Source organism: Actinosynnema sp. NPDC049800 (genome assembly GCF_040656635.1).
Classification (GTDB): Bacteria; Actinomycetota; Actinomycetes; order Mycobacteriales; family Pseudonocardiaceae; genus Actinosynnema.
Genome location: NZ_JBFAMT010000045.1, coordinates 53,980 through 76,830 on the forward strand (window position 1 = coordinate 53,980; position 22,851 = coordinate 76,830).

The 22,851-nt window shown below is 73.2% G+C and carries 33 protein-coding genes; 16 read left to right on the plus strand and 17 right to left on the minus strand.

The window, feature by feature from the left end:
- Window positions 1-178: 178 nt before the first annotated feature.
- Window positions 179-1,276, plus strand: coding sequence for a beta family protein (locus AB0I91_RS33820; RefSeq protein WP_498782461.1), 1,098 nt, complete (start codon window positions 179-181; stop codon window positions 1,274-1,276).
- A 290-nt stretch (window positions 1,277-1,566) separates the two neighbouring features.
- Here AB0I91_RS33820 and AB0I91_RS33825 read toward each other — a convergent pair whose 3' ends face one another.
- The 3 genes from AB0I91_RS33825 to AB0I91_RS33835 form a co-directional block, all read right to left on the minus strand.
- The gene (locus AB0I91_RS33825; RefSeq protein WP_499640586.1) at window positions 1,567-1,845 is read right to left on the minus strand and encodes a DUF7336 domain-containing protein; all 279 of its coding nucleotides are present in this window, start codon (window positions 1,843-1,845) and stop codon (window positions 1,567-1,569) included.
- 37 nt (window positions 1,846-1,882) lie between these two features.
- A complete protein-coding gene (locus AB0I91_RS33830) occupies window positions 1,883-2,281 on the minus strand; it encodes a hypothetical protein (protein ID WP_499640587.1) in 399 nt (132 codons plus the stop codon).
- A 78-nt stretch (window positions 2,282-2,359) separates the two neighbouring features.
- A complete protein-coding gene (locus tag AB0I91_RS33835; RefSeq protein WP_498782455.1) occupies window positions 2,360-3,190 on the minus strand; it encodes a class I SAM-dependent methyltransferase in 831 nt (276 codons plus the stop codon).
- An 85-nt stretch (window positions 3,191-3,275) separates the two neighbouring features.
- Here AB0I91_RS33835 and rnhA point away from each other — a divergent pair, with 85 nt between their 5' ends.
- A complete protein-coding gene (rnhA, locus tag AB0I91_RS33840; RefSeq protein WP_498782453.1) occupies window positions 3,276-3,761 on the plus strand; it encodes a ribonuclease HI in 486 nt (161 codons plus the stop codon).
- On the opposite strand, the gene AB0I91_RS33845 is transcribed toward rnhA, so the two are convergent.
- The 6 genes from AB0I91_RS33845 to AB0I91_RS33870 all read right to left on the minus strand — a co-directional run bounded on the left by AB0I91_RS33845 (window position 3,717) and on the right by AB0I91_RS33870 (window position 8,061).
- A complete protein-coding gene (locus tag AB0I91_RS33845; RefSeq protein WP_498782451.1) occupies window positions 3,717-4,202 on the minus strand; it encodes a hypothetical protein in 486 nt (161 codons plus the stop codon). The genes rnhA and AB0I91_RS33845 overlap by 45 nt on opposite strands.
- 14 nt (window positions 4,203-4,216) lie before the next feature.
- A complete protein-coding gene (locus AB0I91_RS33850; RefSeq protein WP_498782449.1) occupies window positions 4,217-4,606 on the minus strand; it encodes a hypothetical protein in 390 nt (129 codons plus the stop codon).
- A gap of 140 nt (window positions 4,607-4,746) precedes the next feature.
- Window positions 4,747-5,352: a response regulator gene (locus AB0I91_RS33855; protein ID WP_499614358.1), complete on the minus strand. Its 606-nt coding sequence runs from the start codon at window positions 5,350-5,352 to the stop codon at window positions 4,747-4,749.
- Complete coding sequence (locus tag AB0I91_RS33860; protein WP_499614361.1) at window positions 5,349-6,443, minus strand: sensor histidine kinase; 1,095 nt, start codon at window positions 6,441-6,443, stop codon at window positions 5,349-5,351. The genes AB0I91_RS33855 and AB0I91_RS33860 overlap by 4 nt, the downstream gene beginning before the upstream one ends.
- Before the next feature lie 7 nt (window positions 6,444-6,450).
- Window positions 6,451-6,840 carry a hypothetical protein gene (locus tag AB0I91_RS33865; RefSeq protein WP_499640589.1) on the minus strand — a complete coding sequence of 130 codons (390 nt, stop codon included), beginning with the start codon at window positions 6,838-6,840 and terminating at the stop codon, window positions 6,451-6,453.
- Window positions 6,841-6,927: 87 nt separating this feature from the next.
- Window positions 6,928-8,061 (minus strand): aminotransferase-like domain-containing protein, encoded by a 1,134-nt coding sequence (locus AB0I91_RS33870; protein ID WP_499640591.1) that lies wholly within the window; start codon window positions 8,059-8,061, stop codon window positions 6,928-6,930.
- 148 nt (window positions 8,062-8,209) lie between these two features.
- On the opposite strand from AB0I91_RS33870, the gene AB0I91_RS33875 reads away from it, so the two are divergent.
- Window positions 8,210-8,536 carry an ArsR/SmtB family transcription factor gene (locus tag AB0I91_RS33875; protein ID WP_498782439.1) on the plus strand — a complete coding sequence of 109 codons (327 nt, stop codon included), beginning with the start codon at window positions 8,210-8,212 and terminating at the stop codon, window positions 8,534-8,536.
- Window positions 8,533-9,381: an SRPBCC family protein gene (locus tag AB0I91_RS33880; RefSeq protein WP_499614371.1), complete on the plus strand. Its 849-nt coding sequence runs from the start codon at window positions 8,533-8,535 to the stop codon at window positions 9,379-9,381. Before AB0I91_RS33875 ends, AB0I91_RS33880 begins: the two co-directional genes overlap by 4 nt.
- Here AB0I91_RS33880 and AB0I91_RS33885 read toward each other — a convergent pair.
- Window positions 9,369-10,202: an ADP-ribosylglycohydrolase family protein gene (locus AB0I91_RS33885; protein ID WP_499640592.1), complete on the minus strand. Its 834-nt coding sequence runs from the start codon at window positions 10,200-10,202 to the stop codon at window positions 9,369-9,371. The genes AB0I91_RS33880 and AB0I91_RS33885 overlap by 13 nt on opposite strands.
- Window positions 10,203-10,334: 132 nt before the next feature.
- Between AB0I91_RS33885 and AB0I91_RS33890 the strand changes: the two genes are divergently transcribed.
- Complete coding sequence (locus AB0I91_RS33890) at window positions 10,335-11,045, plus strand: S1 family peptidase (protein WP_498782433.1); 711 nt, start codon at window positions 10,335-10,337, stop codon at window positions 11,043-11,045.
- A 22-nt stretch (window positions 11,046-11,067) separates the two neighbouring features.
- On the opposite strand, the gene AB0I91_RS33895 is transcribed toward AB0I91_RS33890, so the two are convergent.
- Entirely contained in the window at window positions 11,068-11,973 is a 906-nt protein-coding gene (locus AB0I91_RS33895; RefSeq protein ID WP_498782431.1) for a LysR family transcriptional regulator, read from the minus strand.
- Between the two features lie 113 nt (window positions 11,974-12,086).
- On the opposite strand from AB0I91_RS33895, the gene AB0I91_RS33900 reads away from it, so the two are divergent.
- A complete protein-coding gene (locus tag AB0I91_RS33900) occupies window positions 12,087-12,749 on the plus strand; it encodes a type 1 glutamine amidotransferase domain-containing protein (RefSeq protein WP_499614380.1) in 663 nt (220 codons plus the stop codon).
- Here the strand turns inward: AB0I91_RS33900 and AB0I91_RS33905 are convergent.
- Window positions 12,701-13,105, minus strand: a complete 405-nt coding sequence (locus tag AB0I91_RS33905) for a winged helix-turn-helix transcriptional regulator (protein ID WP_498782427.1) — start codon at window positions 13,103-13,105, stop codon at window positions 12,701-12,703. The genes AB0I91_RS33900 and AB0I91_RS33905 overlap by 49 nt on opposite strands.
- A gap of 48 nt (window positions 13,106-13,153) precedes the next feature.
- Here AB0I91_RS33905 and AB0I91_RS33910 point away from each other — a divergent pair, with 48 nt between their 5' ends.
- A complete protein-coding gene (locus AB0I91_RS33910; protein WP_499640593.1) occupies window positions 13,154-13,951 on the plus strand; it encodes an SDR family NAD(P)-dependent oxidoreductase in 798 nt (265 codons plus the stop codon).
- Here the strand turns inward: AB0I91_RS33910 and AB0I91_RS33915 are convergent.
- The 3 genes from AB0I91_RS33915 to AB0I91_RS33925 form a co-directional block, all read right to left on the minus strand.
- Window positions 13,932-14,054 carry a hypothetical protein gene (locus tag AB0I91_RS33915; RefSeq protein ID WP_498782423.1) on the minus strand — a complete coding sequence of 41 codons (123 nt, stop codon included), beginning with the start codon at window positions 14,052-14,054 and terminating at the stop codon, window positions 13,932-13,934. The two genes, AB0I91_RS33910 and AB0I91_RS33915, sit on opposite strands and share 20 nt — an antisense overlap.
- Before the next feature lie 344 nt (window positions 14,055-14,398).
- Window positions 14,399-14,956, minus strand: coding sequence for a dihydrofolate reductase family protein (locus AB0I91_RS33920; protein ID WP_498782421.1), 558 nt, complete (start codon window positions 14,954-14,956; stop codon window positions 14,399-14,401).
- Window positions 14,953-15,990 carry a DNA polymerase IV gene (locus AB0I91_RS33925; protein ID WP_498782419.1) on the minus strand — a complete coding sequence of 346 codons (1,038 nt, stop codon included), beginning with the start codon at window positions 15,988-15,990 and terminating at the stop codon, window positions 14,953-14,955. Before AB0I91_RS33925 ends, AB0I91_RS33920 begins: the two co-directional genes overlap by 4 nt.
- Before the next feature lie 31 nt (window positions 15,991-16,021).
- Here AB0I91_RS33925 and AB0I91_RS33930 point away from each other — a divergent pair, with 31 nt between their 5' ends.
- From AB0I91_RS33930 to AB0I91_RS33950, 5 genes are all read left to right on the plus strand, one after another.
- Window positions 16,022-16,429 carry a helix-turn-helix transcriptional regulator gene (locus AB0I91_RS33930; protein WP_499640596.1) on the plus strand — a complete coding sequence of 136 codons (408 nt, stop codon included), beginning with the start codon at window positions 16,022-16,024 and terminating at the stop codon, window positions 16,427-16,429.
- 22 nt (window positions 16,430-16,451) lie between these two features.
- Window positions 16,452-16,862 (plus strand): VOC family protein, encoded by a 411-nt coding sequence (locus tag AB0I91_RS33935; RefSeq protein ID WP_499640598.1) that lies wholly within the window; start codon window positions 16,452-16,454, stop codon window positions 16,860-16,862.
- A gap of 44 nt (window positions 16,863-16,906) precedes the next feature.
- The gene (locus AB0I91_RS33940) at window positions 16,907-17,353 is read left to right on the plus strand and encodes a DUF309 domain-containing protein (RefSeq protein WP_498782413.1); all 447 of its coding nucleotides are present in this window, start codon (window positions 16,907-16,909) and stop codon (window positions 17,351-17,353) included.
- A gap of 129 nt (window positions 17,354-17,482) precedes the next feature.
- Window positions 17,483-17,665 (plus strand): hypothetical protein, encoded by a 183-nt coding sequence (locus AB0I91_RS33945; protein WP_053722518.1) that lies wholly within the window; start codon window positions 17,483-17,485, stop codon window positions 17,663-17,665.
- Window positions 17,666-17,718: 53 nt separating this feature from the next.
- On the plus strand, window positions 17,719-18,156 hold the full coding sequence (locus tag AB0I91_RS33950) for an SRPBCC family protein (protein WP_498782410.1): 438 nt from the start codon (window positions 17,719-17,721) through the stop codon (window positions 18,154-18,156).
- 10 nt (window positions 18,157-18,166) lie between these two features.
- Here AB0I91_RS33950 and AB0I91_RS33955 read toward each other — a convergent pair whose 3' ends face one another.
- Window positions 18,167-18,397: a hypothetical protein gene (locus AB0I91_RS33955; protein WP_499640601.1), complete on the minus strand. Its 231-nt coding sequence runs from the start codon at window positions 18,395-18,397 to the stop codon at window positions 18,167-18,169.
- A gap of 114 nt (window positions 18,398-18,511) precedes the next feature.
- Here AB0I91_RS33955 and AB0I91_RS33960 point away from each other — a divergent pair, with 114 nt between their 5' ends.
- Window positions 18,512-19,264 (plus strand): EI24 domain-containing protein, encoded by a 753-nt coding sequence (locus tag AB0I91_RS33960; protein ID WP_499640604.1) that lies wholly within the window; start codon window positions 18,512-18,514, stop codon window positions 19,262-19,264.
- On the opposite strand, the gene AB0I91_RS33965 is transcribed toward AB0I91_RS33960, so the two are convergent.
- The gene (locus tag AB0I91_RS33965) at window positions 19,257-21,188 is read right to left on the minus strand and encodes a beta-propeller domain-containing protein (protein ID WP_499614403.1); all 1,932 of its coding nucleotides are present in this window, start codon (window positions 21,186-21,188) and stop codon (window positions 19,257-19,259) included. The two genes, AB0I91_RS33960 and AB0I91_RS33965, sit on opposite strands and share 8 nt — an antisense overlap.
- A gap of 159 nt (window positions 21,189-21,347) precedes the next feature.
- Between AB0I91_RS33965 and AB0I91_RS33970 the strand changes: the two genes are divergently transcribed.
- The 3 genes from AB0I91_RS33970 (at window position 21,348) to AB0I91_RS33980 (ending at window position 22,736) form a co-directional block, all read left to right on the plus strand.
- Window positions 21,348-21,722 (plus strand): FKBP-type peptidyl-prolyl cis-trans isomerase, encoded by a 375-nt coding sequence (locus AB0I91_RS33970; RefSeq protein ID WP_230572641.1) that lies wholly within the window; start codon window positions 21,348-21,350, stop codon window positions 21,720-21,722.
- A 129-nt stretch (window positions 21,723-21,851) separates the two neighbouring features.
- A complete protein-coding gene (locus AB0I91_RS33975) occupies window positions 21,852-22,412 on the plus strand; it encodes a YbaB/EbfC family nucleoid-associated protein (RefSeq protein WP_498782404.1) in 561 nt (186 codons plus the stop codon).
- Between the two features lie 21 nt (window positions 22,413-22,433).
- Window positions 22,434-22,736, plus strand: a complete 303-nt coding sequence (locus tag AB0I91_RS33980; protein WP_498782402.1) for a type VII secretion target — start codon at window positions 22,434-22,436, stop codon at window positions 22,734-22,736.
- Window positions 22,737-22,851: the final 115 nt, after the last annotated feature.

Sequence of the window (22,851 nt, forward strand, 5' to 3'; positions counted from 1 at the left end):
CACGTAGCTTGACCGCACTTATGCGGTGGCCTGGATCCCGCACGGGTCACCGGGCCTCTCGGCGCGAGAGCGGAGCTGAAGATCACCCGATCGGCGGGCGTCAGCGGACCGGTCGAACTCCCAGGATCGAAGTTGCCCGGCTTGCGACCACAGGCACTGTTCGGCAGGGAGTCGCGCGATGACCTTCACCCCACTGGTCGCGTTGAAGAGCAAAAAGGGCGAACTCGACGCGCTCCTCCACCTTCCGGCGAGCCCCGGGTCACGACCGGCGATCCTCGTGGAATTGCTGGACTCCGTCGGAGTAGCGGAAAGAGGGCAACTCCTGCCCGCGCTCGTCAGAGCCGCGGTGGACGCTGCGGCGCACGACAATCCGCTGTGGATCGACGCGCACCTGCTCAGCGCGACCAGTTCGCTGGCCCGGCAGCCGGGCGGCCCGTTGGAGTTCCTCGACAAGCAGATCGAGAACACGCTGCACGACGAACTCGGGCTTCTGGCGCTCGACGTCACCGCGTTGACCCCAGTCGTTGGCGACTCGGCGACGGACGACGAGCTCAGGACGATCTCCCTGCTCCGGCAGCACCGGCCGCGGGACGTCGTGGTGCGGGTGCGCGGGGTCGCCACCCCGCCGGCAGAGATCGTCGCCCGGCTCCGGCGCGTCGTCAGCCGGACCGGTGTCGAGGCGGGGCAGCTGCACGCTGTGATCGACCTCGGCTTCATCGAGACCGTGCAGCCCGCCCATGTGACACGGACCGCACGGCTGATCGGCACTGTCGTCGACGGCATCGGGCCGTCGACGACGACGTTGCTGGCCGGTTCGATCCCGGCCAACCGGAACAGCTTCGCCACAACTACCCGTCATCGCCCCGAAGTGCCTCTGTGGCATGCGGTCGCCGAGCAGGTGGGCGGGGCGGTGAACTACGGGGACTACGGCGTGGTTCACCCGGTGCCACCCAAAGGCGGGGACCCCGGCCCGAGAACCGTCAACCCGTACCTCTACTACACGGCTCCGGGTTCCGTGGTCGCGCTGCGCAGACAGCTCGCCCGGGAAGACGGCAAGCCGGTGCAGGGTGCCGCCGTCGAGGCCTTCACCGCCTTGGCGGAGGAGCTGCTGGCACGGCCGGAGTTCGCCGGCAGGGACTTCTCGTGGGGTGACCACGAGCTGACCCGTTGCAGGCGAGGGGGCGGGAGAACCGCGGGCACCGTACCCCGCTGGATAGCCATCGCCACGTCGCACCACATCGAGCACGTGACGCGCCGGGCGCCATCCGACCTCTGATGCCGGCCTTGAGGGCTGACGGCCCGTGCTTGACCACTTGGCCAGAAGGACACGCATGGTTGCCCGGCCCGAGCGGAGTCGACACGGCACGCTTGTGACCAGACCAGGTGTACTGCCCGTCCGCGGGACGCGGCTGCCTGCTCGCCCGGCGGCCTCGTCTCGCGGACGGAGTCACAGGGGGAGCGCCCCGCACCGCTCCCAAGATCGGCAATGCGGTCGGCGTCGAGGCCAAGGCGAAGGACACCGTGACTGCGGGGACTTCCGGGGACTGGCGGCGGCCCCGCCCGTGGTCACTCGACGATCGTGATGAACCCATCGGTCCACGCGTCCTGGTCGATCTCGTGCGGGTCGACCAGGAAGCAGTCCGGCTCGTCGGCGAAGCCGGGCGTCGACTTCGCGCGCTCGATCCGCTCCTGGGCGCGGCTCTCCGTCGAGTAGACGCCCAACAACTTCAGGTTGTCGCCGTCCCACTCGTCCCAGGTCAGCTCGCCGTCCTCGTCGACGTGCTCGACCGGGGAGCCGTCGAGGTTCCGGGCGTGGCGGACGTGCCAGAGCAGGAAGACTTCCACGCACCCGACTGTACGAGGACGAGCCCCGGGCGCGTGGCTACTCGTCGTGGGCCGCGGTGGGGCGGGCGAACACGTCCTCCGGGAGGAAGCAGCCGTAGTCCTGCAACGGCTGCGGCTCGTCCAGGACGAGCTCCTGGACGCGGCCGGCGGGTGACAGGCCGTCCGGGCGGTCCGGGACGCGAACGCCGGGCAGTGGCGGGCGCCCGGCGTGGGCGGGATCGGGGACGAGGTCGCCGTCGCGGTCGATCAACGCGTACGCGGCGTCGGTGACGTCGGCGACCGCCTCGGCCACCTCGGCGTCGGTGAGGCCCGGGTTCAGCTCCCGGTAGGCCGCCCGCGCGGCGGCCAGGAACCGCTCCGGGTCGACCACCACGACGTCCCGGCGGGTCCGCACGCTGATCGTCATCCCGGCCACGGGGCTGCTCGGTTCGTCCACCCCGCCGAGCCTAGGTGCGAGCGGCGGGATCGAGGTGGGGATCCGCGGGTCCCGCCGACCAGGTCACCGCCGACCAGGTCACCGCCGCCCGGTCAGCACGGTGACGCGGACGTGTTCGGTGAACGGCGCGTGCGGCTCCAACGCGTCGCGGACCAGGTCGGTGAACGCCTCGCGGTCCGCGGGCAGCCGGTCGACGGGCAGCGCCGAGAGGACACCGCCCACAATGGACTCCAGGTCCAGGGTGTCGGTGTAGTCGACGCCGCGCACGTCGACCCGGAACCCGGCCGCGGCCAGGCTTTCCCGGTACCGCGCCTGGCTCTCCTCGTCGGTGCCGCACGCGCTGCCGGCGGGCGTGCCCAGCCACTGCTCCAGGCACTCGCGCAACGCCCGCGACCAGTCCTCGTCCTGCAACCACAGGGGCGTGCCGTTGGTCAGCACCGCCACCCCACCGCCGGGCCTGACCAGCGGGTGCACCGCCCGGAACAGCTCGTCGTGCCGCATCCAGTGCAGCGCCTGGCCGATCGTGACCACGCCGACCGACCCGTCGCCGAGCACCGCGCGCAACGCGGGCACGTCCGCGTCCGTCCCGACCACCCACGCCAGGTTCGCGGCGTCCCGCTCCTCCCCCGCGCGGCGGCCGTGCGCCAGCATGTCCGGCTCCGGGTCGACGCCGATCACGGCGCGGACCCGGGCCGCCAGCGGCACGGTCACCTGGCCCGTGCCGCAGCCGAGGTCCACCGCGACGTCGTCCGGTGTCAGCCCGAACACCTCGACCACCGCGTCGAACACCGCCGGCGGGTACCCCCGCCGGTAGCGGTGGTAGAACTCGGCCACGTCACCCCGGAATCCCTGCGCCATGCCGGACAGCGTGCCCACGGCCGTCGTCCGGGCGAAAGCGATTGCGCTCACGGCGGAACGACCACCACCTCCCGGGTGACGTCCCGCCGCACAAGCCGTGTCCCGGCCTGCTCGAACCGGTCGGTATGTTCCCCGCATGGAGCAGGTGGTGGAGATCTACACCGACGGCGCGTGCAGCGGCAACCCCGGACCGGGCGGGTGGGGCGCGGTGCTGCGGTACGGGTCGCACGAGCGCGACCTGTTCGGCGGGGAGTCGTCGGCCACCACCAACAACCGCATGGAGCTGATGGCGCCGATCCGCGCGTTGGAGACCTTGAAGCGGCCGTCGGTGGTGCGGATCTACACCGACAGCACGTACGTCCGCAACGGCGTGCTGTCGTGGATGACCAAGTGGAAGGCCAACGGCTGGCTGACCTCGGGCAGGCAGCCGGTCAAGAACGTCGACCTGTGGCAGCGCCTCGACGCCGCCACCACGCCCCACGAGGTCGAGTGGCACTGGGTGAAGGGCCACGCCGGGCACCCGGAGAACGAACGCGCGGACCGGCTGGCGGTCCGCGGCGTCCGGGCGGCGATGGAGTCAGATCTGCGGGCAGACGTCGTACATGATGCGGAACAGGCGTGAGGACTCCGGGGACTGCTCCGGCGGCAGGTCGAAGTAGCCCTTGGCGGCCTCGACGCACCGGGTGAGCAGGTCGTGCTCGGTGGACAGGGTGGACTCCCGGGACCGGTTGGTCTCCAGGGTCGCGTCGGCCTCCTCCTGCTTGCCCGACACGTCGGCGAGCGTGCGCTCCTGGTCGGCCCTGGTGGCCGCGAGCGCGTTGCGGTCGGCGCGTTCGCCCAGGTAGAGGACGGTGAACAAGCCCGCCACGATGGCGAACACGGCGGCCAGCGCGGTCAGCGCGACGATCGGCGCCCGGCCGGGGCGCGCGGGTGGCGGAGGCGTCGGCTGGTGCTGCATCGACACGCCGTTCGGCGGGGTCGGCGGCGTCGGCGCGAACGAGGTCGGCGCAGTCGGGTTCGACGAGGGCGGCGTGAACGCCTGGTCGGGTTCTGGCGTGGTCATGTCGGCTCCCCGGCTCAGCAGTTGTCCGAGGCGCGGTCGACGGCGGGCCCGAGGGCCGCGTCATCGTCGTCCCGCGCCGCGATGATCGAGTCCCTGGCCGGGTCGGCGCACTTGTGCAGCTCGGCGTTCTGCGCCTCCAGCGTGGAGATCCGGCCGATGACGGTGTCGTTGGCCGACTCGGTCTCCTCCAGCCGCTCCTCGGCCTCGGCGAGCGACCGGCTGGTCTGGTCCAGGCGCTGGACCTCCAGGCCGTGCTCCTCCTTCGCCCCGACGAACAGCACGATCGCCAGCACGGACGCGCCGACCAGGACCACGGTGAGCAGGCCCAGCAGCACGACGGCGGCACGTGGCCGGGGCCGCGGCGGTGGTGGCGGTGACGGGATCGACAGCGCGTGGTCGGTCATGTGGCCCCCTTTTCCCTTGAGATGCCACGAAAGTAGGGAGGGGGGCGGGCGCCGGCCAAGCCTCGGGCCGCCGGAAACTTCCGCTACCTGCCGGGGACGGCGCGCAACCCGTCCCCGGACCGGGCCGGTCCGGGGGCGTTTCAGAACCAGCCGTTGTCGTGCGCGGTGACGTAGGCCTCCGACCGGCTCGCCGCGCCGAGCTTCGCGACCGCCGCGGCCAGGTAGTTGCGCACCGTCCCGGCGGACAGGTGCGTGCGGCGCGCGATCACCGCCACCGGCGTGTCGTACTCCGCCAGCCGCAGCACCTCCAGCTCACGCGGCGTCAGCGGGCACGGCGGCGTGGTCAGCGCGTCCGCCGCCAGCTCCGGGTCGACGTACCGGGCGCCGCCGTGCACCCGCCGGATCACGTCGGCCAGCGTGCCGCCCGGCGACCCCTTCGGCAGGAAGCCCTTCGCCCCGGCCGACAACGCGCGGTGCAGGTGGGGCGGCTTGCCGCGCCCGGTCAGGATCACCACCGCGCACCCCGGCAAGGCCGACGCCAGCGACGCGGTCACCTCGAACCCGTCCAGCTCCGGCATCTGCAGGTCGACCACGGCCACGTCGGGCCGGTGCGCCAACGCCGCGCGCACCGCCTCCCGGCCGTCACCGGCCTGCGCCACGACCTCGAGGTCCGGCTCCAGCCCGAGCAACGCCGCCACCGCGACGCGGATCAGCTCCTCGTCGTCGGCCAGCAGCACGCGTATCACGTCCGCACGGTCGCCACCAGCGTGAACACCCCGTCCTCCTCCCCCGTGCGCACCGTCCCGCCCACCCGGGCCAGCCGCTCGGCCAGCCCGCTCAACCCCGACCCGCGCGACCCGTCGGAAGCACCGCCGGAACCGCTGCCGGAAGCGCCGTCGTTCGCCACGGTCAGCCGCACCTCGTCGGCGCCCGCCACCACGTCGACCGAGCACCACCGCGCCCGGCTGTGCCGCAGCACGTTCGTCCCCGCCTCCCGCAACGCCCACGACAGCTCGCGCGCCGCCGCGGGCAACTCCGCCGGAACCGACACGGTGCACCGCACCCCGGCCGAGGTCAACACCTGCTCGATCGCCGACGCCTGCTCGGCCAGCTCCACGGTCCGGTACCCGCGCACGGCCTCCCGCAGCTCCGACAACGCCGCCGACGCCAGCGCGCGCACCTCGTCCGCCTCCGCACCGGCCCGCTCACCGTCCACGAGCGCCAGCCGCGACGCCAGCTCCGCCTTCAGCGCGATCACGGTCAACCGGTGCCCCAGCAGGTCGTGCACGTCCCGGGCGAACCGCAGCCGCTCCTCGATCACCGCCAGCCGCGCCCGCGCCTCACGCCCCCGCTGCGCCTGCACGACCAGGTCCCACAACCACACCGGCAGCACGTGCATCAGCGCCAACCCGACACCGACACCACCGGCGACCACCAACGCCCGCACCGGGTCCGGCGACACCACCACCGCCACCGCGACCACCAGGGGCGCCACCGCCCACGACCGCCGCCGCACCAGCACCGGGGCCGTGCCGACGAGCGCCGCGCCGACCCACGCCCACGTGTCCCACCGCCCCACCGCCACGGGCGCCAGCAACGGCACCGACAGCAGCGACGCCGCCACGAACGCCACGTCCCACCGGCCCCGCGCCACACCCGGCGTCACGGCCGCGTAGAGCACGCCGGCGTGCGCGGCGCCGAACAGCACCACGCCGACCAGCCCCGCCACCACCCAGGCGGGCCGGGTCTCCAGCAGCACGCCGACACCCGGCCCGGCCAGGCTGGTCGACCACGCCACGCCCAGCGACACGAGCGTGAGCACCCTCGCCTGTCGCATCACGGGCTCACCATGCCAGCGACACGCCGACGAACGCGTCGACCACCGCGCACGCCAGCGCGTACCAGGTCGGCACGACGAGGTTGGCGCGGAAGTGCGCGAGGTCCCAGCCGGCGTGCGCCAACCAGCCCGCCGCGACCAGGTACCGGCCGACCCCGGGGTCCACCAGCAGGGCGATCCCGGCCACCACGCCGAACCCGACCACGCCCGCCACCTGCGCCCACACCAGCCGGGTGCGGCGCACCTCGCCGCGCAGCAGCCCCGCGACCAGGTAGACCAACGCGCACGCGACCAGTCCCCACGTGCCGAAACCGGTCCAGTCGTCGTCGCCGTCGGCCACGATCGCGATGCCCAGCGCCGTCGAGATCACCAAGGAGAGGATCGAAGAACGTTTCATGGCAACCACGTTGGGGCCGGCCGCGCACAAGCCCCACCCCCGCGGTGTCACCGGGAACCCGTGCGGATCGCACGGTCCGACCATGCGCTACCGCAGCACGGTCGCCAGCCTCCGCATCCCCTCCACGATCTCGTCCGCCGTGTTGGTGGTGAACGACAGCCGCAGCGTCGACCGGTCCGGCGTGGTCGCGTAGAACGGCGCGCCCGGCACGAACGCCACGTCCCGCGCCAACGCCGCCGTGATCAGCGACGACGTGTCCACCCCGCCGGGCAGCGCCACCCACACGAACATCCCGCCGTCCGGGTCGCTCCACCGGGCGCCCGCGGGCACGGTCGACGGCAGCGCGCCGATCATCGCGTCCCGCCGCTCCCGGTAGGCCGCGCACAGGCCCCGGATGTGCTCGTCCAGGTCGTTCGCCTTCAGGTACGCCGCCGCCGCGGCCTGGTCGACGGTGGACGTGTGCAGGTCCGCCGCCTGCTTCACGATCACCAGCGTGCGCATGATCGACGCGGGCGCGCGCAGCCAGCCCAGCCGCATGCCCGGCGCGCCGACCTTGGAGAAGCTGCCCGCGTGCAGCACGCGGTCGCTCATCGAGGCCAGCGGCGGCACGGGCTCGCCCCGGTAGCGCAGCTCGCTGTACGGGTCGTCCTCGACGACCCACAGGCCGTGCCGGTCGGCCAGCGCGGCGATCTCGGCCCGCCGCCGCGCGCTCAACGTCCGGCCGGTCGGGTTCGCGAACGTCGGCACCAGGTACAGCAGCTCCGGCCGGTCCCGCTCGATCACCTCGGCCAGCGCGGCCGGGTCCATGCCGTGCTCGTCGCCCGCGACGGGCACGATCCGCGCGTCGGCGAGCTGGAAGCACTGCAACGCGGCCAGGTAGGTCGGCTCCTCCACCGCCACGACCGCGCCCGGCTCCAGCAGGGCGGTCACGACCAGCGTCAACGCCTGCTGCGAGCCGGACGTGACCAGCAGGTCCTCCACCGCGGTCGGCAGGCCGCGCCGGGTCAGCCGGTCGGCGACCAGGCCGCGCAGGTCCACGTCGCCCTCGGTGGGCGCGTACTGGAGGGAACGGCGGGACACGGCCTGGTCGAACGCCGTGCGCAGGCCGTCGACGTCGAACAGCTCGGGCGCGGGCAGGCCGCCCGCGAACGAGATGACCTCGGGCCGGGAGGTGAGGGCGAGCAGGTCGCGGACCGGCGAGCCGGCGAACGTGCGCGGCATGGAAGGGCTCCTCGAAGGTCGAGCGGAAGGGTTCACGCGGTTGTGCCACGCATGAGGTAGGCCGCACTGGGGTCGAGGCGCCGAACCCATCCTACCTTTCCGACCCCTCGGTTGACAGCGCATATGCCGATCGGGCTATATTCCTGTCATGGCATCTACGTTCGCCGTGCTCGCCGACCCGCACCGGCGCCGGATCCTCGACGTGCTGCGCGGGGGCGAGCGACCGGTCAACGACCTGGTCGACGGGCTGTCGGTGAGCCAGCCGACGGTGTCCAAGCACCTGAAGGTGCTGCGCGAGGCCGGGCTGGTCGAGGTCAGGCGGGACGCCCAGCGCCGGCTCTACCGGCTGCGGCCGGGGCCGTTGGCCGAGGTCGACGCCTGGCTCGCGCCGTACCGGCGGATGTGGGAGGACAGCCTGGACGCGCTGGAACGGCGGCTGGACGCGATCGACGGGACGGACGGGAGGGACTCGTGAGCACCGAGTTGAGGAGGATCGACGGCAAGCCCGTGCTGAGGTTCGAACGGGTGCTGGCGCACCCGCCCGCCTTGGTGTGGCGGGCGGTCACCGAGCCCGCCGAGCTGGCGCACTGGTTCCCGGCGGCGGTGGCGATCGACGGCCGGGAGATCACGTTCTCCTTCCCCGACCAGGTCACCACCGGCGAGGTGCTGGAGTCCGACCCGCCGAAGGTGTTCGCGTTCCGCTGGAACACCGACGTGCTGCGGTTCGAGCTGCTGCCGCACGAGCGCGGCTGCCTGCTGGTGTTCACGCACGTCCTCGGCGACGAGCACGGCGCCGGGCGCAACGCCGCCGGCTGGGACACCTGCCTCGCGGGCCTGGAGGCGCGGCTCGACGACCGCCCGTTCGAGCCGCCGACGGACGTGCGCGGCCCGATGGAGCACTACATCCGCGAGTTCGGGCTGGACGAGGGCCGGGTGGACGACGGCGTGGTGCGGTTCGTCCGCGACCTCGTCTGGCGCCCGCTGGAGGAGGTGTGGGCGCTGCTCACCGACGGCGAGGAGGGCGTGCCCGCCCGCGCGGCCAACCCGCACGTGCCGGCCGGCCCGCTGGTCGAGCGGACGCCGCCGCGCGTGCTGGCGTTCGACTCGCCGACCGGCAGGGTGCGCTGGGAGTTCCGGCACGACCCCGACCAGGGCACGACGGTCGAGCTGACGCACGCGCTGGCCGACCCGGCGTTCGCCCCGCGGGCGCTCGCGGCGTGGCACGCGCACCTGGAGCTGTTCTTCGCGGCCACGTTCGGCGACGTCCGCCCGTGGCCGGAGGAGCGGGTCGCCGAACTCCTCGGCCGCTACAGCAGCTGAGCGTCCACCCGGGCCAGGTGGTCGCGGCCGTACGGCCCGTTCTCCAGCCCGTCCACCAGCGCCCGGGGCAGGTCGGCGCGGATCTCGGCGGACCGCGACGCGGCGGCCAGCGCGACGGTCGCGACCGTGTCCACGTCGCCGGTGAAGGCCACGCACGCCCGCAGCACCGAGCTCAGCGAGCCGCCGTCGGCCAACGCGGTCAGCGCCGCGCGCACGCTCATCACGCCCTTCGACCCGACCTTGCCCCGCCACGGCCGCGCCCACGCGTCGGAGCCGAGGCGCGCGGCGATCCACGTGCCGACCTCCACCACCGGACCGAGCCCGTGGTGGCAGTAGTGCACGGCCAACGCCGCCGCCCGCGCCGACGCCACGCCGTCCGGCGTGTCGTGGGTGACCTTGGCCTGCACGTCGGTGTGGTGCAGCACGTCGGCCACGGTGGGCAGCAGCCCGGCCGGCGCGGCGCGCATCGCAGCGCCGCTCTTGTCGCTGTCGGGCCGGATGCGGGCCAGGAACTCCGCGCCGGAGTGCACGCTCTCCAGGAAAGCCTGGAAACCCCGCGCGTAGCCCTCGCGCGGGTCGCGGTGGAACGCGGTCACGAACGCCGACGCCACCGACTCGGGCGTCCACGGCGCGCCGGAGACCCGCAACTCCGCCAACGCCAGCGTCAGCTGCGTGTCGTCGGTGTACGCGCCGGGGCGAATGCCGAGGTGCCGCGGGTGCCGCACGTACCCGGCGAGGGTGTTGTGGCTGGCCACGAGCGATGCCGGGGCGTACTCGAAGCCCGCGCCGTACGCGTCCCCGATGGCCAGTTCGACGAGCATGACGCACACCGTATAGCGCGCGTTATGACTGTTTCGAGATATCCCTTTTCACCCGGTCGAGTGGTACGAATCTCGTGACCCAAGACACCCCTGTGCGCGAGGAATCGCGTGTCTTCGGAATCGAGGAAACCCTTGCGAATCACCAGGTTGATCCCTGCGCTCGCGGCCGCGTTGCTCTCCCTGCTCGCCCTGGCGCCGTCGGCGTCGGCCGCGCCGGCGGCGGAGGGCGGCGTGACGCCGTACATCATCGGCGGCGGCTACGCGAGCAACGCGCCGTGGGCGGCCCGGCTGTTCTCCAACGGCAGGCAGACGTGCACCGCGACGATCATCGCGCCCACGTGGATCCTGACCGCGAAGCACTGCGTCAGCGGCGGCGGGCTGTCGTTCCGCATCGGCAGCCTCGACCAGACCTCCGGCGGCACGATGGCCAACGGCGTGCAGACCCACAACCACTCGTCGGACCTCTCGCTGGTCCGGCTCGACCGCTCCGTGTCCGCGACCTACGCCCGCCTCGGCCAGCCCGGTTCGGTCACCGTCGGCCAGAACGTGCAGGTCTACGGCTGGGGCGCGACGTCCCGGTGCGGCTCGGAGATCAACTGCCAGTCGCAGTACCTGAAGGTCGCGAACGTGACCGTCACCGGCGGCTGCACCGACGCCTACGGCGGCAGCGCGATCTGCGCCCGGCGCGGCGACGGCATCACCGCGGGCGGCGACTCGGGCGGCCCGATGATGGCCGGCGGCGTGCAGGTGGGCGTCGCGTCCACCAGCGACCGGCAGACCACCACCGCCTACACCAACGTGACGCGCTACCGGTCCTGGATCCAGTCCATCGCCGGCGTCTGACCCCCCGCGCGGGACCGGGGCGTCACAGCACGCCCCAGTCCCGCGCGCGGGCCATCAGGTGGCCGTGCACCAGCGCCACCGACGGGTTCGCCAACCCGCCGACCCGGGTGGCCAGGAACAGCGTGTTCAACGGCGGCACGACCGCCTGGTGCGCCAGTTCCACCGACCCCGCCGCCAGCGCCGGGTCGGCCAGGTACCGCGGCAGCGCCGACACGCCGGCCCCCGCGACCACGGCCGCCAGCACCGCCCGCAGGTCCGGCACCACCACCGCGACCGGGTTGGGCGGGCGGCGGCCGAACTCGCTGCGCCAGTACCGCCGCACGATCGGCAGCTCCTCCGCGTACGCGACCAGCGGGAGGTGCGCCAACGCGCGCACCGGGTCGGACGCCAGCAGCGCGCGGTCGATCGTGCGCACCAGCGTCGGCGCGCCGACCAGCACGAACTCCTCGTCCACGAACGGCGTCGCGACCACCGCCCGGTCCGCGGGCCGCACCGCGGACACCACCAGGTCCAGCCTCGCGTTGACCAGCGCGGCGAGCAGGTCGTCGGCCAGGCCGAGGGTGATCCTCAGCCGCAGCCCGCGCGCGGTCAGCGGCGCCAGCGCCGGCAGCACCCGCGCGGCCACCACCTCCACCGCGCCCGCCAGGTGCACGGTGCCCGCGTACGCCTCCCGGTCGTCCACTTCGGACAGCGCCGAGCGCAGCTCGTCCACGTGCGCGCCGACCCGGCGGGCCAGCGCGTCGGCGCGCGCGGTCGGCGTGACGCCGCGGCTGGAGCGCACGAACAGCGGCTCGCCCAGCTCCCGCTCCAGCCGGGCGAGGTGGCCGCTGACCGCCGGCTGGGTCAGGCCGCGGCGCTGGGCGGCGGCGGTCAGCGAGCCGGACCGGTAGATCTCCACGAACGTGGACAGCAGGTCTAGGTCGGCCACCGCAACTCCAGAGCTATAAGAAGGCTTATGGCCGGCCGCACGCTACCGGATGAAACGTGATGGGGTGGTCGTTGTCCGAGCAGTACAGCGACTTCTCGAGAGGGATGAAACGGATGAGCAGGGTTCTCGTGGTCGTCTCGGCGGCCGACCGGCTGGTGCTGGCCGACGGGTCGAGCCACCCCACCGGGTTCTGGGCGGAGGAAGTGGTCGAGTCGGTGCGCGTGCTGCGGGACGCGGGCGTGCGGGTGGACATCGCCACCCCGGGCGGCGCGCGGCCCACCGTGGACGCGGTCAGCGTGACCGAGGAGTTCGGCGCCTACCTGGCGTCCATCGACGACGAGTTGGCGGCGCCGCTGCGGCTGGCGGACGTCGACGTGGCCGACTACGACGGCGTGCTGCTGCCCGGCGGGCACGGCCCGATGGCGGATCTCGCGTCCGACGCGGACCTCGGTCGGCTGCTGGTGGCGTTCGACGAGGCGGGCAAGGTCGTCGGCGCGCTGTGCCACGGCCCGGCCGGGCTGCTGTCCGCGGTGCGCGAGGACGGCTCGTTCGCGTTCGCCGGGCGGCGGCTGACCGTGTTCACCGACGAGGAGGAGCGCCAAGGCGGCTTGGCCGTGCCGTACTTCGTGGAGGCGCGGCTGCGCGAGCTCGGCGCGGTCCCGCAGACCGGTCCGGCGTGGTCCAGCACGGTCGTCGTGGACGGCAACCTGGTCACCGGCCAGAACCCTCAGTCCAGTGTGGACACCGCGCGGCGGGTGCTGGAAGCGTTGTCGTAGGCCGAACGCGCGGCCTCGATCTCGTCCTCGTGCCGCAGCGCCCACCGTCCCAAGGGGACGACGAGGTCCAGCAGGGAGCGGCCGAGCGCGGTCGCCGCGTACGTGACGCCGGCGGCCTTGCCCGGCCGCACGTCCCGGCTGACGAGGCCGTCGCGCTCGAGGTTGCGCAGGGTGCGGGTGAGGATGCGACGGCTCAGCCCGTGCACCGCGCGGTCCAGCTCGTTGAAGCCGTAGGGCCGTTCGGCGAGCAGGGCCAGCAGCAGCAGGCTCCACTTGTCGCCGACCCGGGCCAGCAGGCCGGACACCGAGCAGGCGGCGCGGTCGGCGACCGTGACCGGCGCGGGGACCAGTGACATGGATGTGCCTTCTTCCGGGTCGTCGCGGTGCGCACCAGGCTTCAGGTTATGGCGAACGCGGTGATCACGGGCGGCACGAACGGCATCGGCCGGGCCCTGGCGGAACGGCTCGCGAGCGAGGGGCACCGCGTCGCGGTCGTGGGCCGGTCGGCCGCCGCGCCGGACGGGGTCGAGCTGATTCGAGGCGACCTCGGCACGGTCGCCGGCACGACCGCGGTGGCCGACGAGGTGGCGGCCCGGTTCGACGTGGTCGACCACCTCGTGCTCGGCGCGGGCCGCTTCACCCCGCGCCGCGTGGTCACCGCCGACGGCTTGGAGCACTCGTTCGCGCTCTACGCGGTGAGCCGGTTCGCGCTGGTGGAACGGTTGCTGCCGGTGCTGGAGCGCTCCGCCGCGCCGGTGGTGGTGAGCCTGTGCGGCGTGGCCGGGCTGCGCGGACCGGGCATCCAGTGGGACGACCTCGCGCTCAGCCGCGGGTTCCGGGCGTTCGGGGCGGTCAGCCAGGGCGCGCGGGCCGCCGACCTGCTCGGCGCGGGGTTCGCGGACCGCCACCCGGGCAGCGCGGTGCGGTACGTCCTGCACAACCCGATGTTCGTGGACAGCGGGCTCGGCGCGCAGGTCGGCGGTGCGCGCGGCCGGGCGCTGGACCTGGTGGCCCGCCTGTTCGCCCGGTCGACGGCCGACGCGGCGGACCAGGTCCACCGGTTCCTGGCGGACCCACCCGCCGCCGCCTTCACCGCCTCGCGCGCGGGCGCGCCGGTCGACCTGGCCAGGCCCGAGTTCGACCGGACCGCCGCCGCCCGGCTCTACGCCGTGCTGGAGGACATCACCGCCTCGGCGCGGTGACGCGGAACGACGGCGAGCCGCCGACCTGCTGCAACGTGGTGGTCAACGCGGAGGCCGCGCCCTGCTCCTCATCGGCCACTCCGGACGAGGCGGCCACGAACATCGCCGGGAACCGTGTCCCGGTATCCGGAAGCTCCGATCACGACCCTGGGCGGGGATCACCATGGCGTCTGAGGTGTCGGTCGGGCTTCGCATCGAGCAGCACCGAACATCGGCCTTCACCAAGGCAACACGGAATACAGCCAGTGCAGGGACTGGCTGGAAAGCCGAGCGCGCCGACGTCCGGCGGCGCCACGTACACGATGCTGTCGTCCATGGCCACGACGAACTGGGCAAACGCCGGCAATGAGGCGAGCCCGGCACGGGGGCGTGTCGGGCTCGCCGCGGTGTCCACGAGCCGGGCAAGATCTACCGCGACCTCATCTCGTCGCTCGACCTGGACCGAGGTCACCTGAGCACGCGGAACCGCAGGTGCAGGACGTCGTCCGCCTCGACGGCCTCGATCCGCTCCAGCTCGGCGGGCGGGAGGCCGTCCAGCAGCCGCGAGCCCCCGCCGAGCAGCACGGGCACCAGCTGGAGCCGGATCTCGTCGACCAACCCGGCGCGCAGCACGTGCCCCGCCGACTCCGCGGCCGCCATGACCAGCACGTCCTTGTCCCCCGCCGCCGCACGGGCCTGGGCGATCGCGCTCTCCGGGCCGTCGGTGACGAACGTGAACGCCGCCGACTTCATCGCCAGCGGCGCGCGCCGCTCGTGCGTGAGCACGAAGCTCGGCACCGGGAACGGCGTGTCCTGCCAGTACTTCAGCCCCAGGTCGAACGTCCGCCTGCCCAGCACGACCGCGCCGACCGTCGCCGCGAACGGCGCGTCACCGTCCGACCCCTCGGCGAACATCCACTCGTGCAGCCGCTCGCCGCCCTCGCCCATCGGGTGCTCCTCGCCCACGTTGGGCCCGGCGCTGTAGCCGTCGAGCGACACCGAGCCGTTCAGCACGACCTTCGTCACGGTGCTCCTCCAGCGAACTCGACGCGCACCCCCAGCAGGCGCACGGCACGTGTGTCCTCGAATCTTGCCAACGCCGCCACGGCCGCGTCCTCGATCGGCCCGGGTTCCATCGTCGGCTCCGCCAGCGACACGCCCCGCGTGTAGGTGAAGAACGGCACGAACCGCACCTTCACCACCACCCGGACCGCGGGCCGCCCTTCCGCCCGCACGTCCTCGACCACCCGCCGCGCGAGCAGCCGGACCTCCTCCCGGATCCGGTCCGGCTCGGTCAGGTCCCGCTGGAACGTCGTCTCCCGGCTGCGCGACTTGGCCACCCACGGCGTCGCGGTCACGTCCGTGTCGCCGGCGCCCAGCGCCAGCTGCCGGAAGTGCGGCCCCATCGCCGGCCCGAACCGCGCCGCCAGCACCTCCGGCTCGGTCCGCGCCAACTCCTCGACCGTGCCGACGCCCAGCTCGGCGAGCTTGGCCGCGGTCCGCGACCCGATGCCCCACAACGCGGTCACCGGCCGTCCGGCCATCACCTCGACCCAGTTGTCCCTGGTCAGCCGGTACACCCCGGCGGGCTTGGCGAACCCGGTGGCGAGCTTGGCGCGCAGCTTGTTGTCGCCGATGCCGACCGAGCACTCCAGCCCGGTCTCCGCCTTGACCGCGCGGCGCGCGGTGTCGGCCAAGGCCTCCGGGTCGTCGGTGCGCGCGCCGAGGAACGCCTCGTCCCAGCCGAGCACCTCGACCACCACGGGCAGCTCCCGCAGCACGTCCATGACGTGCGCGGACACCTCTTCGTACGCGGGCGCGTCGGACGGCAGGAACACCGCGTCCGGGCAGCGCTTCTTCGCCAGCCGCAACGGCATCCCCGAGTGGACGCCGAACTCCCTCGCCTCGTAGGACGCGGTGGCCACGACGGCGCGCTGCGTCGGGTCGCCTGCTCCGCCGACGACCACGGGCCTGCCGCGCAACTCGGGCCGGCGCGCCACCTCGACCGCCGCGATGAACTGGTCGAGGTCGACGTGCAGGACCCAGTCCGATCCGGACACCACGCCAGTATCGCCGTGGGAGGCTGTCACCGTGCGACCGGAAGAACTGGCCCACCTGCGCAGGGCACGGGACCTGATGGACCGCGAGTACGCCCGTCCGCTGGACGTGCCGGCCCTGGCGCGCGCCGCGCTGATGTCGCCGTCCCACTTCGCCCGGCAGTTCAAGCTGGCCTACGGCGAGACGCCGTACAACTACCTGATGACCAGGCGCGTCGAACGCGCGAAGGCCTTGCTGCGCCGGGGCGACCTCAGCGTCACCGACGTGTGCATGGAGGTCGGCTGCACGTCGCTCGGCTCGTTCAGCTCGCGGTTCACCGAGCTGGTCGGCGAGACGCCCAGCGCCTACCGGGCACGCCGCCACGACGAGGTCGCCGCGGTGCCCGCGTGCTGGTCCAAAATGGTCACCCGCCCGAGCAGATCTCGAGAAGCACGAGTCTGACCAGCGCGGATAGGTTCCCCGCATGAGCATGAAGATCTCGCACACGTTCCTGCAGGTCCGCGACCAGCAAGAGGCGCTCGCCTTCTACCGCGACGTGATCGGCCTCGAAGTGCGCACCGACGCGCCGATCGAGCAGTTCCGCTGGCTGTCGGTCGGCCCGGCCGGCCAGCCCGACGTGGAGATCGTCCTGGAGGACCCGCGCATGGGCCGACCGGCGGACGACGCGGCCGCGATGATGGAGCTGATGGCCAAGGGCTCCCTGGGCGCGGCGATCTTCCGCGTCGACGACTGCGACGCCACGTTCGAGCGGCTCCGGGCGGCGGGCGCGGAGGTCATGCAGGAGCCGATGGACCAGGCGTACGGGGTGCGCGACTGCGCGTTCCGCGACCCGTCGGGCAACCACCTGCGGTTCTCCGGGCCGCTCAAGAGCTGAACCGCGCCGTTTCGCGGTGACGGGGTTCGTGACACGATCACCACGTGCCGACCAGCCCACGCGACCGCGACGAGCAGGGCCGGGCCCGCAACGCGCGCCCGCGCGACGGGCTCGGCCGCCCGCTGCCCTACGGGCTGCCGGGCGTCGAGCGCCAGCCCGAAGGCGTGCCGCGCACGCCCGAGGAGTCGCTCGTCGAAGCACAGCGCCTGCTCGACCTCGGCCGGCCGTTCCACGCGCACGAAGTGCTGGAGGACGCGTGGAAGGCCGCGCCCGAGCCCGAGCGGGAGCTGTGGCGCGGCTTGGCGCAACTGGCCGTGGGCATGACCCACGCCGCGCGCGGCAACGCGTCGGGCGCTTCGGCGCTGCTGAGCCGCGGCGCGCGCAACATCACCCCCTACCGCGACGACCCGCCGCACGGGGTGGACGTGGCGGGCCTGGTCGCCTGGGCGGCGTCGGGCGACGGCGTGCCGCGGCTGGCCAAGGATTCGTGACGAACTGATCACGCTCGGCTGCCGCCGTGCCGTTGACCTGTCCGGACCGCGAAGTGCGGCCGAACGCGCGCTTGGCGGACCCCGCCGCGGGGTAACTGGTGGTCACCCACCTCACCAGGGAGGTTTCCCGTGTTAGCGATCATCGCCGCGGTCATCTTCGGCCTCGCCCTCCTGCTGGACCTCGCGAACGCCTCGCTCGGCTCGGTCCTGGACGGCGGCACGCTGCTCGTGGCGGGCCTGCTGTGCGTGGCGTTGCACCTGGCTGGCGTCGGCGCCGGCGCGCGGGCGTTGAGCTTCCGCCGCCGTCGCTAGGAGAGCACGGCCCTCGCCGGGTGCGGGGGCCGTCCCGGATGGACAATCGGCGCGTGGACGTGTCCGCGCGCCGATTGATCAACCAGCCGCCCGAGGTCGTGGCGCGGTACGCGATGGACTGGCGGCACGACCACGAGTGGACGCGCGGCATCAAGCGCGCCGAGCTGAGCGCGCCCGCGCCCGGCGGCGGGTTCGGCGTCGGCGCGGAGGTCACGCGCACCGCGCACTTCCTCGGCAGGCGCATCGACTACGTGCTGCGGGTGGTGGCGCACGAGCCGCCGACGCTGCTGGAGATGAAGTCGGTCGCCGGGCCGTTCCCGATGCACGTCACCTACCGGTTCGACACCGCCCACGCGGGCGCGACGATGGCGTCCATCCGCGTCCGCGGTGACGCGGGCCGGCACTACCGGCTGGTCGGCCCGCTCGTGGCGCGGTTCGTGCGCGCCAACCTCCGCAAGGACCTCCACGCCCTCTCCCGCCACGTCGGCTGACGACGACGGTTCAGCGGTGCGGTGGCGGCGCCGTGAGCAGGCACGCCACGCAGGGCATTCCCTCCGGTTCCGGCAGCAGCTCGGCCATGTCCAGGTCGAGCTGTTCCCCGCAGAGGGTCAGCAGGGTCGACCGCGTGCCGTCGTCGGGCAGCGGCGCCAGGTGGCAGCTCCGCTCCCACTCGCCGACGAGGTCCGCGCGCTTGCGCACGAGCAGGATGGGCTCGGTGTGATCCAGTGCCATGACGAAACGTCCTCTCCCCAGAGACCCTCAGTCTGGCACCGCTCCCAGAACGGCGCGACCACCGTTTTTCGACTTCACGGGCCCCACGGTGGATATGCTCCGCCGGTGATCAGGGTGCTGCGGGACTTCTCGACCGGTGTCGGACTGCTCGGCCAGGGCTTCTCGCTGGTGTTCCGCTCGCCGAAACTGCTGCTCATCGGCGCCGTCCCGGCGTTGATCACGACCGTGCTGCTGGTCGGCGGCCTGGTCGGGCTCGCGGTGTGGATCGACGACATCGCCGCCTGGGTCACGCCGTTCGCCGACGACTGGAACGAGGGCCTGCGCGCGGCCACCCGGTTCGCCGCCGGGTTCTCGATCATCGGCGCGTTCGTCGCGATCGGACTGCTGCTGTTCACCGCGATCACGCTGATCATCGGCGGACCGTTCTACGAGCACATCGCGGAGACCGTCGAGGACACGCACCTCGGCGGCGTGCCCGAGGCGGAGCAGGTGACCTGGCTGCGGTCGGCGGCGGTCGGCGTGCGGGACGCGATCGTGCTCGTCGGCATCGCGATCCTGCTGGCCATCCCGCTGTTCGCCGCCGGGTTCATCCCGGTCGTCGGGCAGACGGTGGTGCCGGTGGTCGCGGTGCTCGTCAACGCGTCGCTGCTGGCGATCGAGCTGACCGGCATCCCGTTCACCCGGCGCGGCCTCAAGCTCGACGTGCGCCGGCGGACGCTGCGCAAGCGGCGCGCCGTCACGCTCGGCTTCGCCGTGCCGACCTACCTGCTGTGCCTGATCCCGTTGGCGGCGCTGGTGGTGCTGCCGGCGGCGATGGCAGGCGGCACGGTCCTCGCGCACCGCCTGCTCCACGACCAGATCAGGTGAACGGCACCCACGCCTGCCGCGCCAACCCGTCGATCCGGTCCACGCCCACGCCCACGGCGGACACCGTCCACAGGTCGTCGCCGATCACCAGCGCCCGGCGGATGCCCGGGTCGTAGGTCGACTGCTCGTGCCGGACCGTGCCCAGCGCGGAGAACGCGCCGTCACCGAGCCGCAGCACCAGCAGGCCGCCCGCCGCCGACCCGCTCGCGCCCGACCCGAACACCGGCAGCACCACCAGGTCGCGGGCCGGCCAGTACAGGAACGCGTGCGGGTCGAACTCGACCTCCGAGCTCGCGCCGGGCAGGTGGTGGCCCGCGAGCTTGGCCGGCGCGGCCGGGTTCGACACGTCGAACAGCGACACCTGCGTGCCGGTGACGCGGCCCTGCGCCGTGGCCTCCTGGCCGACGCCGATCAGCTTCCCGTCACCGGCGGGGTGCAGGTACGCCGAGTAGCCGGTGATCTTCAGCTCGCCAACCTTGCGCGGCGCCGCCGGGTCGGACAGGTCCAGCGTGTAGAGCGGGTCGACCTGCCGGAACGTCACCACGTACCCGACCGGCCCGGCGAACCGGACGCTGTAGATCCGCTCGCCGACGCCGAGCCCGTCGACCTTGCCGACCTCCACGAGCGTCGCGCCGTCCCGCTTGAGCACGGTGACCGCGCTCTGCGTGGCGGGCGCCTGCTCGGGGATGCCCGGCGCGTCACCGGAGGTCGTCGCCACCCGGAGGTGACCCTGGTGCTCGGACAGCGAGTACTGGTTGAGCAGCGTGCCCGCGACCCGCCCGGACGCGACGTGCTTCGGCGGGCCCGGCTGCGACACGTCGAACTGGTGGATCGCCGTGGTCGCGGGCGTGGTCGGCGCGAAGCGCGTCATCGGCCGCAGGTGGTGGTCGTCGGCCACGTACAGCGACGTGCCCGTGCCGTACACGGTGTCGCCGTCGGCCATGATCGTCACCGCGTCGCCGTTGCCCAGCTCGCCCGGGAAGTCGAACGTCAGCACGGACAGCATCGACGTGGCCGAGTGCTGCTCGGGGTGGCTGACCCGGTCGCACGCGACCAGCGTGCCCTCCGAGCGCGAGCCGTCCGCGTCGGACAGCTCGTAGCGCGGCAGCCACGACTCGATCGGCGCGGTGGCGACGAGTTCCCGGTTCGCGATCAGGGACTCCGCCTCGCTGCGGTCGTTCGTCGGGTACACCCAGGGCAGCCGCGGCCCCGAGTGCACGACCACCCGCACCACGCCGCCGACCTGGCGCGCGTCGACGTACCGGCCGTCCACGGTGAGCGTGCCCAGCACGCGCGGCGCGGCGGACAGGTCGACCAACGTCACCGACGAGTCCTCGGCGTACACCTCCGTCGGGCCGTCGAACTCGATCCCGCGGCCCGCGATGCCGTGCCCGGCGCCGATGAGGAACGCGCGGTCCTCGTGCAGCAGCAGTTGGGAGGCGTGGCCGCCCGGCACGTCGAGCGTGCCGGTGAGCTGCCGGGTGGCCACGTCCAGCACCCGCAGCTTGCCGTCGGCCACCGTCACGACCCGCTTGCCGTCGGTCTTGACCAGGTCCGGCTCGTCGACGCCCGCCTCGTGCGCGTTCGTCTTGGAGTGCTCGGGCACGGCGGCGGCGTCACGGGGCGGGCTGCCCGCACGGGAGTCCGCCTGGCTCTCCATCGCGACGTCGCCGTCGGTCTTGGCCAGGAACGTGCGGCCGCCCACCCCGTGCGCGCCGACGTGCGGCGAGATCGCCTCGCGCAGCTCGGCCAGCGCGGTGTCGCACGTGTCGAACGCCACCAGCTCCACCGGCACGGCTTCGATCGGCGGCACGATCCGCCAGTCCTCCGCCTCGGTGGGCACGGCGGAGGCCGCGCTCACCCCCACCACCAGTGCCGCGCCGCCGAACAGCGCCGCACGCGTACCCCAGGACCGTCGCCTCATGCACCCAGGACGGGACGGACGGGGCAAAAGGTTGCGCGGCGGCGGTCACGGTCCGGGCGTAGGCCGATCGGCCGCACCCGGGGCGACATGATTGAGTAGGGCAGGACCGATTGCCCAACGCCCTCGCGTCCGGGGGCGGAGCGACCACAGGAGAGTCAAATGGCCCCGAGCAAGCCCGAGGTCGAGCCGTACGAGGGCGCCCCGCCCGCCGACCTGGTGATCGAGGACATCACCGTCGGCGACGGGCCCGAGGCGGCCCCCGGTCAGCTCGTGCACGTGCACTACGTCGGTGTGTCGCACTCGACCGGCGAGCAGTTCGACGCCTCCTGGGACCGCGGCGAGGCGTTCAGCTTCCCGCTGGGCGGGGGTCGCGTCATCGCCGGCTGGGACCGCGGTGTCGCGGGCATGAAGGTCGGCGGCCGGCGCAAGCTGGTCATCCCGGCGCACCTGGGCTACGGCGACCGCGGCGCGGGCGGCGTGATCAAGCCCGGCGAGACGCTGATCTTCGTGGTGGACCTGCTCGGCGTGAACTAGTGCCGGCACGGCCCGGTTGCGCCCCCTGCTCCGTTCGGAGCATTTGACCCGGGGGCGGAACCGGGCCGTTCACCATTGCGTCATCCTGAGTGGACCAACCGCACGTCATCTTCGAGGGGGAGAGCCGTCGTGCCCGAGGACATCGGCGCGTCCGAGCGGATGCTCAGCCAGTGGCAGCAGAGCATCGAGCAGAAGGCCGAGCGCTACCAGGAGATGGCCGCCCGCGTGCAGGGCATGACCATCTCCGAGGCCTCGCGCGACGGCTCGGTCAAGCTCACCATCGGCTCGAACGGCATCCTGACCCACCTGGAGATCGCCGAGTCCGCGCGGGACAAGCGGATGGCCGAGGTGTCGGCCGAGGTGATGAGGACGTTGCAACGCGCGCAGGCGCGCATCCCGGAACTGCTCCAGCAGGCCATGGCCGAGACCATCGGCACGCAGGACGAGACGGCCAACGTGCTGTTCAACGAGGCCAAGCGCAACTTCCCCACCCCGCCGCACGAAGAGCCCGTGCCGCCGCCGGTGGGCCGTGAGATGCGCTTCGGGATCGAGGACGACGACACGCCCCCGCCGCCCGCCACGCGTCCCGGACCGCCGGCCACGCCACCGCCCACCCCGCCGCCCGCGCGCAGGCCCGCGCGCCGTCCGGACGAGGACGACGACTTCGGCGGACAGTCCTTCCTTTCCTGACCAGCCTTCCAGGGGGATCACATGGCCGGTTTCGAGATCGTCGCGGAAACGCTCGAGGCGCACAGCAAGCAGCTGGACGACCTGGGCGCGCGGCTGCAGGGCGCGGTGGACGCGGCGAAGACCGTGAGCATGCCGACCGACGCCTACGGCATCATCTGCCAGCCGTTCCGGATGATGCTCGACCCCGTCGAGCAGTACGGGCTGGACGCCCTCCAGGGTGCCGTGGAGGCGATGGACGCCGCCGGCAAGGCGGTCAAGGACACCGTCAACCAGTACCGGGAGATGGAAGAGGCGATCCGGGACAGCTTCAAGGCCGGTGACTGATGGCGGGCGAGAACCCCTTAGTCGAGGCGCCGCCGGCGGAGTCGGGTTCGTTCTTCAACGCGGGTACCGGTGACAACGGGTGGGCGACCGGTATTTCCATCGCGGAGTCGGCGAT